The following is a 13,906-nucleotide window of genomic DNA, read 5'->3' on the forward strand; positions in this document are numbered from 1 at the left end:
TCATTCACCCTTTGTGTGGAATTTCTGCATCTGCATTTAAGGGGATGAAAACGGCTTTAATGAAAACTTTCATGCACAAATATTTCTCAATCTTGCTTATCAAATGAGTGAGTATCTGTCATATCTGGTATTCTGCTTATTGCGGGTACTTTGACGCATCATCAGGGTAGCTTGTTATTAGATTCTATAAAGCGAAGAAAAACTATGACAAATGCAAATCGTCCAATCCTCAATCTCGACCTTGACCTGTTGAGGACATTTGTAGCTGTAGCGGATTTAAATACGTTCGCTGCAGCAGCTGCTGCCGTGTGTCGTACTCAGTCGGCGGTCAGTCAACAAATGCAACGTCTTGAACAACTTGTTGGAAAAGAACTGTTTGCCAGACATGGACGTAATAAATTATTAACTGAACACGGCATTCAGTTATTGGGGTATGCACGGAAAATTCTTCGTTTTAACGATGAAGCCTGCACCTCTTTGATGTACAGCAATGTCCAGGGCGGGATCACCATCGGTGCATCCGATGATACTGCCGACACTATTTTGCCTTTCCTGCTCAGTCGCGTGACGTCTGTGTACCCAAAATTGTCTATCGACGTTCGGGTGAAACGCAGTCCGTTTATGTTATCCATGCTGGAAAGCGAAGAAATCGATCTGGCCATCACCACGATGACGGGCACCGACCATCCGCATATTGTACTGAGAACCTCACCGACGCTGTGGTACTGCTCGGCTGACTTTGCCTATCCTTCCGGCGACAGCGTGCCGCTGGTGGTGCTTGATGAGCCTAGCCCTTACCGTCAGATGGCAACGGAGTATCTCAATCAGGCTGGTATCCCGTGGCGCATTGCCTATGTGGCATCTACCTTGTCTGCAATTCGCGCCGCCGTGCGTGCCGGGCTTGGCGTGACCGCACGACCTATCGAAATGATGAGCCCGGAATTGCGTGTGTTGGGTGAACAGGACGGCTTGCCGCGTCTGCCGGATACGCAATACGTGTTGTATAAAAATGCCCGTTGCACCAATGAACTCGCCATGGCCATTTTTAACGCGGTAGAGCAGGGGAATGATCCCTATTCTCTGAGCGCCTACGGTCCTCGTCCTGTCGTTGATGACGATCAGGAGCTGGTGGCTGATTCAAAAAGTTAATACATTTGGCCTGCTTTACTTTCCGCCCATGGTTGTAAAGGGCGGAGGTAAAGGCATCTACTCCTTTTGGATAGTAAAACCTTTCCTTTTAGTGGTTTTGTTTACCATTTTCTCTCAAAGTGCCTTTTTCCCCTGTTAATCCGTCTCTTCCCACGCTGTGACTGTTTTCATCATCAATAAGCACCTCACTAAATTACCTAAATATCGACGTTTTTTCACATTAACAATAACCAGTGTTTTTTGCCGTAATCCGCTTGCTGCTTTCTGTAATTCAACAAAACTTGTTAAAAATATGGCTTTTTTGCTGTCGAAATTGACAGAACTCTGACCTGGATCAAAAAAATAACCCTAATAAGAGAGTGGAAGCGCTGTCTATTCCTGCGACAATAGGAAAGTGAGAAAGATGTCATAACTCCCGTCACAGGCTCATGCTTTATCACGGTATTTAACTGACACGATTTAGCTTAAGTGTCGGCGCATGATATGTTAATTAAATGATAAGCATGTAAACTAATGTGGAGATACTTTTGTCAAAGTTGACAAAAGGTTATAGAAAAGGGTAAAAAGCCCACAACAAATCACTGGCTTAATGCCTTATTGAGCCGTGAACTGTGTGGTTATTAATCCTTCCCTTGAATCGATGTGGTACGCAAACTGCCGATCCCATAGAGCAGATGCCAGAGTGCCACTTTTGATGAGTAAGCAATGCGTATGTCAACAGCCACTGAAGTCATCGCTCAACACTGGGCGTTCGCCGTTTTTCTTGTCGTTGCCGTTGGGCTTTGTTGCCTGATGTTACTGGGCGCCGCGTTCCTTGGCGGGAGAGCCAGAGCACGCTACAAAAACACGCCTTTTGAATCAGGTATCGCCTCGGTGGGCACCGCCCGCCTGCGTCTTTCCGCTAAGTTCTACCTGGTCGCCATGTTTTTCGTCATTTTCGACGTTGAAGCCTTGTATCTGTACGCATGGTCAACGTCTATTCGCGAAAGCGGCTGGACCGGATTCGTAGAAGCCACCATTTTCATTTTGGTACTGCTGGCTGGTTTGTTTTATCTGGTGCGTATTGGCGCACTGGACTGGACACCAACACGTTCGAAAGGACCTGTTAAACCAAGCCCGGCGATTAATACCAACAGTCACCCTCAGTAAGTCATAGCGAGGCAATAAGATGGAATATACGCTCACCCGCGTAGACCCGGACGGTGAGAACGACCGTTACCCCCTGCAGAATCAGGAGGTCGTCGGCGATCCTCTTCAGGAGCAGGTTAAGCGCAGCGTTTTCATGGGAAACCTTCAGGAATCACTGCACGGCATGGTGAACTGGGGACGCAAAAACTCCCTCTGGCCTTACAACTTCGGCCTTTCCTGCTGCTACGTAGAAATGGTGACGTCATTCACTGCGGTGCATGACGTTGCGCGTTTTGGCGCAGAAGTCTTGCGTGCTTCGCCACGTCAGGCCGATTTCATGGTGGTTGCAGGCACCTGCTTCACCAAGATGGCCCCCGTTATTCAACGTTTGTACGACCAGATGCTCGAACCGAAATGGGTGATTTCGATGGGCGCCTGTGCGAACTCAGGCGGCATGTACGATATTTATTCAGTGGTGCAGGGCGTGGATAAGTTCCTGCCTGTCGATGTGTATATCCCTGGATGCCCTCCGCGTCCTGAGGCTTACATGCAGGCGCTATTGCTGCTGCAGGAATCTATCGGTAAAGAACGCCGCCCATTGTCATGGGTCGTCGGCGATCAGGGTGTTTACCGCGCGAATATGCAGTCTGAAAAAGAGCGTAAACGTGCTGAACGCATAGCCGTGACAAATCTGCGTTCGCCGGACGAGATTTAACACTGCGGTCTGAGAGTCAACCCTGAGGGGTGGTAAACCCCTTACGGCATAAATGACCATTTAGTGTGGTGAAAAAAATATGACAGATTTGACGACGCAAAATACCGCCCTGCCAGCATGGCATACCCGTGATCATCTTGATGATCCGGTGATTGGCGAGTTGCGTAACCGTTTTGGGCCCGAGGCCTTTACTGTTCAGCCGACCCGCACCGGAATTCCCGTGGTGTGGTTCAAACGTGAACAGATCCTGGAAGCGATTACCTTTTTACGAAAACAGCCAAAACCTTACGTCATGCTGTTCGACCTGCATGGCGTTGATGAGCGTTTACGTACCCACCGCGACGGTTTACCGGCCGCGGATTTTTCCGTTTTCTACCATCTGATCTCCGTCGAGCGTAATCGCGACATCATGCTCAAGGTGGCATTGGCTGAAAACGATCTCCATGTTCCGACTCTGACCAAAGTATTCCCGAATGCTAACTGGTACGAGCGCGAAACCTGGGAAATGTTTGGTATTACCTTCGACGGCCACCCGCACCTGACGCGCATCATGATGCCGCAGACGTGGGAAGGGCACCCGTTGCGTAAAGACTATCCGGCACGCGCCACCGAGTTCGATCCTTATGAGCTGACCAAGCAAAAAGAAGAACTCGAGATGGAAGCGCTGACCTTCAAGCCGGAAGACTGGGGAATGAAGCGCGGCACCGAAAACGAGGACTTCATGTTCCTCAACCTCGGACCTAACCATCCGTCTGCGCACGGTGCGTTCCGCATCATCCTGCAGCTTGATGGCGAAGAAATTGTCGACTGTGTACCGGACGTCGGTTACCACCACCGTGGTGCTGAGAAGATGGGCGAGCGCCAGTCATGGCACAGCTACATTCCGTACACGGACCGTATCGAATACCTCGGCGGTTGCGTTAACGAGATGCCATACGTACTGGCTGTTGAAAAACTGGCGGGTATCGTCGTGCCGGATCGCGTTAACACCATCCGCGTGATGCTGTCTGAACTGTTCCGTATCAACAGCCACCTGCTGTACATCTCTACGTTTATTCAGGACGTGGGCGCGATGACGCCAGTGTTCTTCGCCTTTACCGATCGTCAGAAAATTTACGATCTGGTGGAAGCGATCACCGGTTTCCGTATGCACCCGGCCTGGTTCCGTATTGGTGGCGTTGCACACGACCTGCCGAAAGGCTGGGAGCGTCTGCTGCGTGAATTCCTTGACTGGATGCCAGCCCGTCTGGATTCCTACGTCAAGGCAGCGCTGAAAAACACTATTCTGATTGGACGTTCCAAAGGCGTAGCAGCATACAACGCCGATGATGCGCTGGCGTGGGGCACCACCGGTGCTGGCCTGCGTGCGACCGGGATCGACTTCGATGTCCGCAAATGGCGTCCGTATTCAGGTTACGAAAACTTCGATTTTGAAGTGCCGGTCGGCGATGGCGTCAGTGATTGCTATTCCCGCGTGATGCTGAAAGTGGAAGAGCTTCGTCAGAGCCTGCGCATTCTGGAACAGTGCTACAAAAACATGCCGGAAGGCCCGTTCAAGGCGGATCACCCGCTGACCACGCCGCCACCGAAAGAGCGTACGCTGCAACACATCGAAACCCTGATCACTCACTTCCTGCAAGTGTCGTGGGGTCCGATCATGCCTGCGCAAGAATCTTTCCAGATGGTTGAAGCCACCAAAGGGATCAACAGCTACTACCTGACCAGTGACGGCAGCACCATGAGCTACCGCACGCGCGTCCGTACGCCAAGCTTCCCGCATTTGCAGCAGATCCCGTCCGTAATCCGTGGCAGCCTGGTATCCGACCTGATCGTGTATCTGGGCAGTATCGATTTTGTAATGTCAGATGTGGACCGCTAACGATGACAGATATCAATAAAGACTCAGGCGTTCAGTACATCAACATCAGCGAGCCGGTGGTTACTCCGGTATTTGAGCTGAGTGATGCTGAACGTGAAGCGATTGAACACGAGAAACATCACTACGAAGATGCCCGTGCGGCCTCCATCGAAGCGTTGAAGATCGTGCAAAAAGCGCGTGGCTGGGTGCCTGACGGCGCTATCTACGCGATCTCCGATGTTCTGGGCATTCCAGCCAGCGACGTGGAAGGTGTGGCAACGTTTTACAGCCAAATCTTCCGCCAGCCGGTAGGTCGCCATGTGATCCGTTACTGTGACAGCGTGGTGTGCCACATCACCGGTTATCAGGGGATCCAGGCCGCTCTTGAACAACAGTTGCACATCAAGCCGGGTGAAACGACCGAAGACGGACGTTTTACTCTGCTGCCGACCTGTTGCCTTGGCAACTGTGACAAAGGCCCGTCGATGATGATCGATGAGGACACGCACAGCCGCCTGACACCAGAAGCTATCGGCCAGCTACTGGAGCGCTATGTATGACAATCAACGGTTATACGCCAAGACACATTGAACGCACGCCGGAAATGCATCCGCTGACCTGGCGTATGCGTGACGATGAGCAGCCGGTCTGGCTCGACGAATACCGCAGTAAAAACGGTTACGTCGGCGCAGAGAAGGCGCTCAAAAGCATGGCGCAGGATGAGATAGTCAATCTGGTAAAAGACGCTGGCCTGAAAGGGCGCGGCGGCGCAGGTTTTTCCACCGGTCTGAAGTGGAGCCTGATGCCGAAAGACGAAAGCATGAATATCCGCTATCTGCTGTGTAACGCCGATGAGATGGAACCCGGTACGTACAAAGACCGCATGCTGATGGAGCAAATGCCGCACCTGCTGGTTGAAGGCATGCTGATCTCGGCTTTCGCGCTGAAATCTTACCGTGGCTACATCTTCCTGCGTGGTGAATACATCGAAGCTGCTGTGAATCTGCGTCGCGCGATTGCGGAAGCCACAGAAGCGGGTCTGTTGGGTAAAAATATTCTCGGTACCGGTTTTGACTTTGAACTTATCGTCCACACCGGTGCGGGTCGTTATATCTGCGGTGAAGAAACCGCGCTGATTAACTCACTCGAAGGCCGCCGCGCTAACCCGCGTTCCAAGCCACCGTTCCCGGCCTCTGCCGGTGCCTGGGGGAAACCGACCTGTGTGAACAACGTCGAAACCCTGTGCAACGTGCCTGCCATTTTGGAGCACGGCGTGGATTGGTACAAAGGCATGTCCGCGGGCAAAAGCGAAGATGCGGGTACAAAACTGATGGGCTTCTCCGGCCGGGTGAAAAATCCGGGCGTTTGGGAATTGCCTTTCGGAACGACTGCACGTGAAATTCTTGAAGACTATGCCGGCGGTATGCGCGATGGCCTGAAATTCAAAGCCTGGCAACCAGGCGGCGCAGGGACAGACTTCCTGACCGCTGATCATCTGGATCTGCCGATGGATTTCGCCAGTATCGGCAAAGCCGGTAGTCGTCTGGGTACTGCGCTGGCGATGGCCGTCGATCACGAAATAGGCATGGTGCCGCTGGTACGTAACCTGGAAGAGTTCTTCGCCCGTGAATCTTGTGGCTGGTGTACCCCGTGCCGCGATGGTTTGCCGTGGAGTGTGAAGATCCTGCGCGCGCTGGAGCGTGGTGAAGGCCAGCCGGGAGATATCGAAACTCTCGAACAGCTTTGCCGCCAACTGGGTCCGGGCAAAACCTTCTGCGCACACGCGCCGGGTGCCGTGGAGCCATTGCAGAGTGCGATTAAATATTTCCGGGAAGAGTTCGAGGCGGGCATCGCCAAACAGCATTACAGCAACGCGCGGGCGATTGGCGGTATTCAGCCAAACAACCTGCTGAAACAGCGTTGGTAGTGAAGGCAACAGGCAGCGGACGTGAGCCCGCTGTGCGCGAAATCCCAAAACAAGGGACGCGCTGTCGATTGATAGACGCCAACCCGGCAAGAATTTTTGATTAACGCCCGCCGTCAGGTGGGCCACGTGGAAGCATGCTGACTATGGCTACGATTCATGTAGACGGCAAAGAATACGATGTAGACGGAGCGGACAACCTGTTGCAGGCTTGCCTCTCTCTCGGCCTCGATATTCCTTATTTTTGCTGGCATCCGGCGCTGGGAAGCGTCGGCGCTTGCCGCCAATGTGCGGTTAAGCAATACCAAAACGCGGAAGATACGCGCGGTCGTCTGGTGATGTCATGTATGACACCAGCGTCCGATGGCACCTTCATTTCCATCGACGACGGCGAAGCGAAAGAGTTTCGTGAGAGCGTTGTGGAATGGCTGATGACCAACCACCCGCATGACTGCCCGGTGTGTGAGGAAGGCGGTAACTGTCACCTGCAGGATATGACAGTGATGACCGGCCACAGTATGCGCCGTTACCGCTTCACCAAGCGTACCCATAACAACCAGGATCTCGGCCCGTTCATCTCTCACGAAATGAACCGCTGTATCGCCTGCTACCGTTGTGTCCGTTACTACAAGGATTACGCCGACGGCACCGATCTGGGTGTATATGGCGCGCACGACAACGTCTACTTTGGTCGCCCGGAAGATGGCCCGCTGGAAAGCGAGTTCTCCGGTAACCTGGTAGAAGTCTGTCCGACCGGTGTGTTTACCGATAAGACCCACTCCGAACGCTACAACCGTAAATGGGACATGCAGTTTGCGCCAAGCATCTGCCAGCAATGTTCCGTTGGCTGTAACACCAGCCCGGGTGAGCGTTATGGCGAATTGCGTCGAATCGAAAACCGTTACAACGGTACCGTAAACCACTACTTCCTTTGCGACCGTGGTCGTTTCGGTTATGGCTACGTCAACCTGAAAGATCGTCCTAAGAAGCCATTGCAGTTACGTGGCAACGACTGGATCGAACTTAACGCCGAACAGGCGATGCAGGGCGCGGCGGATATCCTCCGTCAGGCGAAGAAAACCATCGGTATCGGTTCTCCGCGTGCCAGCCTTGAAAGCAACTTTGCACTGCGCGAACTGGTGGGAGCCGAAAACTTCTACACCGGTATTAATGCCGCAGAGCAGGGCCGTCTGCAATTGATGCTCAACGTATTGCGCAACAGCGGTGTTCACACACCTGCGCTGCGTGAAATTGAAGAGTACGATGCGGTGCTGGTGCTGGGCGAAGACCTGACGCAGACCGGCGCACGTATCGCGCTGTCTGTTCGTCAGGCAGTAAAAGGTAAAGCACGCGCGATGGCCGCCGCTCAGCGTGTGGCTGACTGGCAAATCGCTGCGGTGCAAAACATCGGTCAGCATGCTAAACACCCGCTGTTTATCACCAACGTAGACAACACCAAACTCGACGATATCGCGGCTTACAATTACCGTGCGCCGGTAGATGAGCAGGCCCGTTTCGGCTTCGCTATCGCCCACGCGCTGGATAATTCAGCCCCGGCGGTCAACGATCTGGCCGATGGCCTGAACAAGAAAATCGACGTGATCGTGCAGGCACTGACCGGTGCGCGCAAGCCACTGATCATCACCGGTTCCAACGCCGGTTCTGACGCTATCATTGAAGCGGCGGCAAACATTGCCAAAGCACTGAAAGTGGCAGGCAGCGATGTCGGCATTACTTTCGTAGCTTCGGCCGCCAACAGCATCGGCCTGTCGATGATCGGCGGCGGATCGCTTGATGAAGCTCTTGAGTTACTGACTCAGGGCGACGCAGACAGCGCCATCGTGATGGAAAACGACCTTTATCGTCAGGCACCTGAAGCGAAAGTGGATGCTGCGCTGGCCAACGTGCAGAACCTTTTGGTCGTTGACCATCAGCGTACGCGTATTATGGATAAAGCCACTCTGATCCTGCCTGCGGCGAGTTTCGCAGAAAGTGACGGCACGCTGGTGAATCAGGAAGGCCGCGCTCAGCGCTTCTTCCAGGTTTACGATCCGGCTTACTACGACACCACCGTCGCGATGCTGGAAAGCTGGCGCTGGATGCACTCGCTGCATTCTACCGTCAACAGCCGTCATGTGGACTGGACGCAGCTTGATCACGTGATCGAAGCCTGCGTCGAGGCACTGCCGCAGCTGAAAGGCATGGTTGAAGCGGCACCTAACGCCAGCTTCCGCATTCGCGGACAGAAACTGGCGCGTTCTCCGAACCGTTCCAGTGGACGTACGGCGATGCGCGCAAACATCAGCGTTCACGAACCGCGTCAGCCGCAAGACAAAGACACCATGTTTGCCTTCTCGATGGAAGGTAACAACAGCCCGACAGCTAACCGCAACCAGGTGCCATTCGCCTGGGCGCCAGGCTGGAACTCACCGCAAGCCTGGAACAAATTCCAGAGCGAAGTTGGCGGCAGTCTTCGTCATGGTGATCCGGGTGTGCGTCTTATCGAAGCAGGGGAGGGGAGTCTCGAGTACTTCACCACGATTCCTGCTGTCTTCACCGCGACCGAAGGGAACTGGCGTATCGCGCCTTATTACCATCTGTTCGGCAGTGAAGAGATGACGCAGCGTTCTGCTGTAATTCAGCAGCGTATGCCAGCGCCTTATGTGATGGTTAACCCGGTCGATGCCGCACAGTTAGGCGTGAACGCCGGTTCTCAGGTGGAATTCACCTGCGCCGGTCAGTTGCTGAAACTGCCGGTGCGGTTGAGTGAAACCCTGAATCAGGGCCAGCTTGGCCTGCCGCTGGGGCTGCCAGGTATTCCACCGATTCTGGTAGGCACTACGGTTGAAAATCTGCGGGAGGCAGCACAATGAGCTGGTTTACACCTGTCGTGATCGATTCGCTGATCGCTATCCTGAAAGCCATCGTGATCCTGCTGGTCGTCGTGACCTGCGGGGCCTTCATGAGCTTCGGTGAGCGCCGTCTGCTCGGTCTGTTCCAGAACCGTTACGGACCAAACCGTGTCGGCTGGGGCGGATCCCTGCAGCTGGTTGCCGACATGATCAAGATGTTTTTCAAGGAAGACTGGGTACCTAAATTCACCGACAAAGCCATCTTTACACTGGCTCCGATGATTGCGTTTACGTCCCTGCTGATCTCCTTTGCGATCGTTCCGGTCAGTCCGACCTGGTTCGCCGCAGATCTGAACATCGGTATTTTGTTCTTCCTGATGATGGCTGGTCTGACTGTCTATGCGGTGTTGTTCGCTGGCTGGTCCAGTAACAACAAATACTCGTTACTGGGTGCGATGCGTGCATCCGCCCAGACGCTGAGCTACGAAGTGTTCCTCGGCCTGTCGTTGATGGGCGTCGTGGCGCAGGCAGGGTCTTTCAACCTGCAAGACATCGTCATCTCTCAGGCGCACATGTGGAATATCATTCCGCAATTCTTCGGCTTCGTGACCTTTGCGATTGCCGGCGTGGCCGTCTGTCACCGCCACCCGTTTGACCAGCCGGAAGCCGAGCAGGAATTGGCCGATGGTTACCACATTGAATATTCCGGTATGAAATTCGGTTTGTTCTTCGTGGGGGAATACATCGGTATCGTGACCGTCTCTGCACTCATCGTCACCTTGTTCTTCGGTGGCTGGCAGGGTCCGTTCCTTTACCCGGTGATCTGGTTTGCGCTGAAAACGGCGTTCTTCATGGTGATGTTCATTTTGATCCGTGCTGCTTTACCGCGTCCCCGCTACGACCAGGTGATGTCATTTGGCTGGAAAGTTTGCCTGCCACTGACCTTGCTTAATCTGCTGGCGACCGCTGCGGTCATCTTGTACAACGCGCAATAAGGGGTGATGAAACCATGACATTGAAAGACTTAGTGGTCGGGTTCGGGACCCAGGTTCGTAGCTTGTGGATGATAGGCTTGCATGCCTTCGCCAAGCGCGAAACCCAGATGTACCCGGAAGTACCGGTCAATCCACCTCCGCGTTACCGTGGTCGTATCGTGCTGACGCGCGACCCCGACGGTGAAGAGCGCTGCGTTGCCTGTAACCTGTGTGCGGTAGCCTGTCCGGTAGGCTGTATTTCTCTGCAAAAAGCAGAACATAAAGATGGCCGCTGGTATCCGGAATTCTTCCGCATCAACTTCTCACGCTGCATCTTTTGCGGTCTGTGTGAAGAAGCTTGCCCGACAACAGCGATTCAGCTGACGCCGGACTTCGAAATGGGTGAATTCAAGCGCCAGGATTTGGTGTACGAAAAAGAAGATTTGTTGATCTCTGGACCGGGTAAGTATCCGGAATATAACTTCTACCGGATGTCCGGTATGGCCGTTGACGGCAAGCCGAAAGGCGATGCGGAAAACGAAGCCAAACCGATCAACGTCAAAGGTCTGTTGCCCTAAGGAGCCGCAAGCATGGAATTTGCATTTTATATTGCAGCCCTGGTGGCCGTGTTGGCGACATTGCGTGTTATCACGCACACCAACCCGGTACATGCACTGCTGTATCTGATCGTCTCTTTGCTGGCGATTGCTGCGGTGTTCTTCTCGCTCGGCGCCTATTTCGCCGGTGCGCTGGAGATCATCGTCTACGCCGGGGCCATCATGGTGCTGTTTGTGTTCGTGGTGATGATGCTGAACCTTGGCAACGTCCAGGAACAGGAACGCGCATGGTTACAGCCTTCGACCTGGATCGGGCCATCGATTCTGGCCGTGGTGCTGCTGGGCGTAATGATCGCCTCTATCGTGGGTCTGCACGATCACGGTATCAAAGGTGACATGGTTGACGCGAAAGCGGTCGGCATCGCGCTGTTTGGTCCTTACGTTCTGGCGGTTGAACTGGCGTCAATGCTGCTGCTGGCCGGTCTGGTCGTAGCGTTCCACATTGGTCGTGAACATAAAGCGGGTGAAGTCTTTGGTGACGCACCGGCCACGACGGAAATGGCGAAAAGAAAAACGGAGGAGAGAGCATGATCCCTCTACAACATGGCCTGATCCTGGCCGCGATCCTCTTTGTGTTGGGTCTGACCGGACTGCTTGTTCGTCGTAACCTGCTGTTTATGCTGATCAGTCTGGAAGTGATGATCAATGCAGCGGCGCTGGCGTTCATTGTGGCAGGAAGCTATTGGGGTCAGGCAGACGGTCAGGTGATGTACATCCTGGCAATCAGCCTGGCTGCGGCGGAGGCCAGTATTGGTCTGGCGTTGCTGCTGCAACTGTATCGCCGTCGCCACACCCTGAATATTGATACTGTCAGTGAGATGCGCGGATGAACTTACTCTATTTAACTATTCTGTTCCCGCTGATTGGCTTCCTGTTACTGGCCTTCTCACGCGGTCGCTGGTCTGAAAATACGTCGGCTACGGTTGGCGTGGGTTCGATTGGTCTTGCAGCATTGACCACCGTGTATGTGGGCATCAACTTCCTTAGCCAGAAAGCGGCGGGCGTTGAGGTTTTCAACCAGACATTGTGGAACTGGATGCAGGTCGGGGATTTCAATATCTCCGCAACGCTAACCCTCGACGGTTTGTCGATGACCATGCTTTCCGTGGTTACCGGCGTCGGCTTCTTCATCCACATGTTCGCATCCTGGTACATGCGCGGTGAAGAGGGCTACTCTCGCTTCTTCGCTTACACCAACCTGTTTATCGCCAGCATGGTGATTCTGGTACTGGCAGACAACTTACTGCTGATGTATCTCGGTTGGGAAGGCGTAGGCCTCTGCAGCTACCTGCTGATCGGTTTCTATTACACCAATCCGGCTAACGGCGCGGCAGCAATGAAAGCCTTCATTGTGACTCGCGTTGGTGACGTGTTCCTGGCGTTCGCACTGTTCATCCTTTACCGCGAGCTCGGTACGCTGAACATTCGTGAACTGATGGTGCTGGCACCACAGAAACTGGCGGTCGGCGATACGGCAATTACCTGGGCAACCCTGATGTTACTGGGTGGCGCAGTGGGTAAATCCGCACAGTTGCCGTTGCAGACCTGGCTGGCAGACGCCATGGCCGGTCCGACACCGGTTTCCGCGCTGATCCACGCCGCGACCATGGTGACCGCCGGTGTTTATCTGATTGCACGTACACACGGCCTGTTCCTGATGGCGCCGGAAGTACTGCATCTGGTGGGCATTATCGGTGCCGTTACGTTAGTGCTGGCGGGTTTTGCCGCGCTGGTGCAAACCGACATCAAACGCGTACTTGCTTACTCGACCATGAGCCAGATTGGTTACATGTTCCTGGCGTTGGGCGTTCAGGCGTGGGATGCAGCGATCTTCCACCTGATGACGCACGCGTTCTTTAAAGCACTGTTGTTCCTTTCTTCAGGCTCGGTCATTTTGGCCTGCCACCACGAACAGAACATCTTCAAGATGGGTGGATTGCGTAAATCCATTCCGCTGGTGTATGTCTGCTTCCTGGTCGGTGGTGCGGCGTTGTCTGCCTTGCCAATCATTACCGCAGGTTTCTTCAGTAAAGATGAAATCCTTGCCGGTGCGCTGGCTAACGGTCATCTCAATCTGATGGTTGCCGGTCTGGTCGGTGCGTTTATGACCTCGCTGTACACCTTCCGCATGATTTTCATCGTGTTCCACGGCGAAGAAAAAATCAAAGCTCATGCGGGTAAAGGCATCACTCACCACCTGCCGCTGCTGGTGTTACTGGTTCTGTCCACCTTCATTGGCGCAATGATTGTTCCGCCACTGCAAGGCGTACTGCCGGAAACCACTGAGCTGGCGCATGGCAGCGTGCTGACCCTGGAAATCACGTCAGGCGTGATTGCGATTGCCGGTATTCTGCTGGCGGCGGCCCTGTACCTGGGTAAACGCTCGCTGGTCAACAGCATCGCGAAAAGTGCCCCGGGCCGTTTCTTCACGACCTGGTGGTTCCACGCCTGGGGCTTCGACTGGCTGTACGACATGATTTTCGTGAAACCGTATCTGGCTATCGCGAAACTCCTGCAGCGTGACCCGCTGAACTCGATGATGAATCTGCCTGCGATCTTTACCCGTCTGGGTAACCGCGGTCTGACCCTCAGCGAAAACGGTATGGTCCGCTGGTACGTCGCGTCGATGGGGCTGGGTGCAGTGGTAGTACTTGCACTGCTGCTGGTGATTTAAGCCTGTCTTACGAGT

General features: G+C 54.0%; 12 protein-coding genes. All 12 read left to right on the top strand.

The window, feature by feature from the left end; genetic code table 11:
• The first annotated feature begins 204 nt into the window (after positions 1 to 204).
• The 12 genes from lrhA (at position 205) to nuoL (ending at position 13,891) form a co-directional block, all read left to right on the top strand.
• Positions 205 to 1,149 carry a transcriptional regulator LrhA gene (gene lrhA / locus I2123_RS08325; protein ID WP_112166911.1) on the top strand — a complete coding sequence of 315 codons (945 nt, stop codon included), beginning with the start codon at positions 205 to 207 and terminating at the stop codon, positions 1,147 to 1,149.
• A gap of 705 nt (positions 1,150 to 1,854) precedes the next feature.
• Positions 1,855 to 2,298 carry an NADH-quinone oxidoreductase subunit A gene (locus tag I2123_RS08330; protein ID WP_112166913.1) on the top strand — a complete coding sequence of 148 codons (444 nt, stop codon included), beginning with the start codon at positions 1,855 to 1,857 and terminating at the stop codon, positions 2,296 to 2,298.
• Between the two features lie 19 nt (positions 2,299 to 2,317).
• Positions 2,318 to 2,992 carry a NuoB/complex I 20 kDa subunit family protein gene (locus I2123_RS08335; RefSeq protein WP_112166915.1) on the top strand — a complete coding sequence of 225 codons (675 nt, stop codon included), beginning with the start codon at positions 2,318 to 2,320 and terminating at the stop codon, positions 2,990 to 2,992.
• A gap of 79 nt (positions 2,993 to 3,071) precedes the next feature.
• Positions 3,072 to 4,871 carry an NADH-quinone oxidoreductase subunit C/D gene (gene nuoC / locus I2123_RS08340; RefSeq protein ID WP_112166917.1) on the top strand — a complete coding sequence of 600 codons (1,800 nt, stop codon included), beginning with the start codon at positions 3,072 to 3,074 and terminating at the stop codon, positions 4,869 to 4,871.
• 2 nt (positions 4,872 to 4,873) lie between these two features.
• On the top strand, positions 4,874 to 5,410 hold the full coding sequence (gene nuoE / locus I2123_RS08345) for an NADH-quinone oxidoreductase subunit NuoE (RefSeq protein ID WP_244207705.1): 537 nt from the start codon (positions 4,874 to 4,876) through the stop codon (positions 5,408 to 5,410).
• The gene (gene nuoF, locus I2123_RS08350) at positions 5,407 to 6,777 is read left to right on the top strand and encodes an NADH-quinone oxidoreductase subunit NuoF (RefSeq protein WP_112166919.1); all 1,371 of its coding nucleotides are present in this window, start codon (positions 5,407 to 5,409) and stop codon (positions 6,775 to 6,777) included. Before nuoE ends, nuoF begins: the two co-directional genes overlap by 4 nt.
• Positions 6,778 to 6,920: 143 nt before the next feature.
• Entirely contained in the window at positions 6,921 to 9,647 is a 2,727-nt protein-coding gene (nuoG, locus tag I2123_RS08355; protein WP_213052186.1) for an NADH-quinone oxidoreductase subunit NuoG, read from the top strand.
• A complete protein-coding gene (gene nuoH / locus I2123_RS08360) occupies positions 9,644 to 10,621 on the top strand; it encodes an NADH-quinone oxidoreductase subunit NuoH (RefSeq protein WP_112166921.1) in 978 nt (325 codons plus the stop codon). Before nuoG ends, nuoH begins: the two co-directional genes overlap by 4 nt.
• A 14-nt stretch (positions 10,622 to 10,635) precedes the next feature.
• A complete protein-coding gene (gene nuoI / locus I2123_RS08365; RefSeq protein ID WP_112166923.1) occupies positions 10,636 to 11,178 on the top strand; it encodes an NADH-quinone oxidoreductase subunit NuoI in 543 nt (180 codons plus the stop codon).
• Positions 11,179 to 11,190: 12 nt separating this feature from the next.
• Entirely contained in the window at positions 11,191 to 11,748 is a 558-nt protein-coding gene (gene nuoJ, locus I2123_RS08370; RefSeq protein WP_112166925.1) for an NADH-quinone oxidoreductase subunit J, read from the top strand.
• Positions 11,745 to 12,047: an NADH-quinone oxidoreductase subunit NuoK gene (gene nuoK / locus I2123_RS08375; RefSeq protein ID WP_004936014.1), complete on the top strand. Its 303-nt coding sequence runs from the start codon at positions 11,745 to 11,747 to the stop codon at positions 12,045 to 12,047. The genes nuoJ and nuoK overlap by 4 nt, the downstream gene beginning before the upstream one ends.
• A complete protein-coding gene (nuoL, locus tag I2123_RS08380) occupies positions 12,044 to 13,891 on the top strand; it encodes an NADH-quinone oxidoreductase subunit L (RefSeq protein ID WP_112166927.1) in 1,848 nt (615 codons plus the stop codon). The genes nuoK and nuoL overlap by 4 nt, the downstream gene beginning before the upstream one ends.
• Positions 13,892 to 13,906: the final 15 nt, after the last annotated feature.

The organism is Rahnella inusitata (assembly GCF_018288855.1).
In the GTDB taxonomy this organism is placed as follows: domain Bacteria; phylum Pseudomonadota; class Gammaproteobacteria; order Enterobacterales; family Enterobacteriaceae; genus Rahnella; species Rahnella inusitata.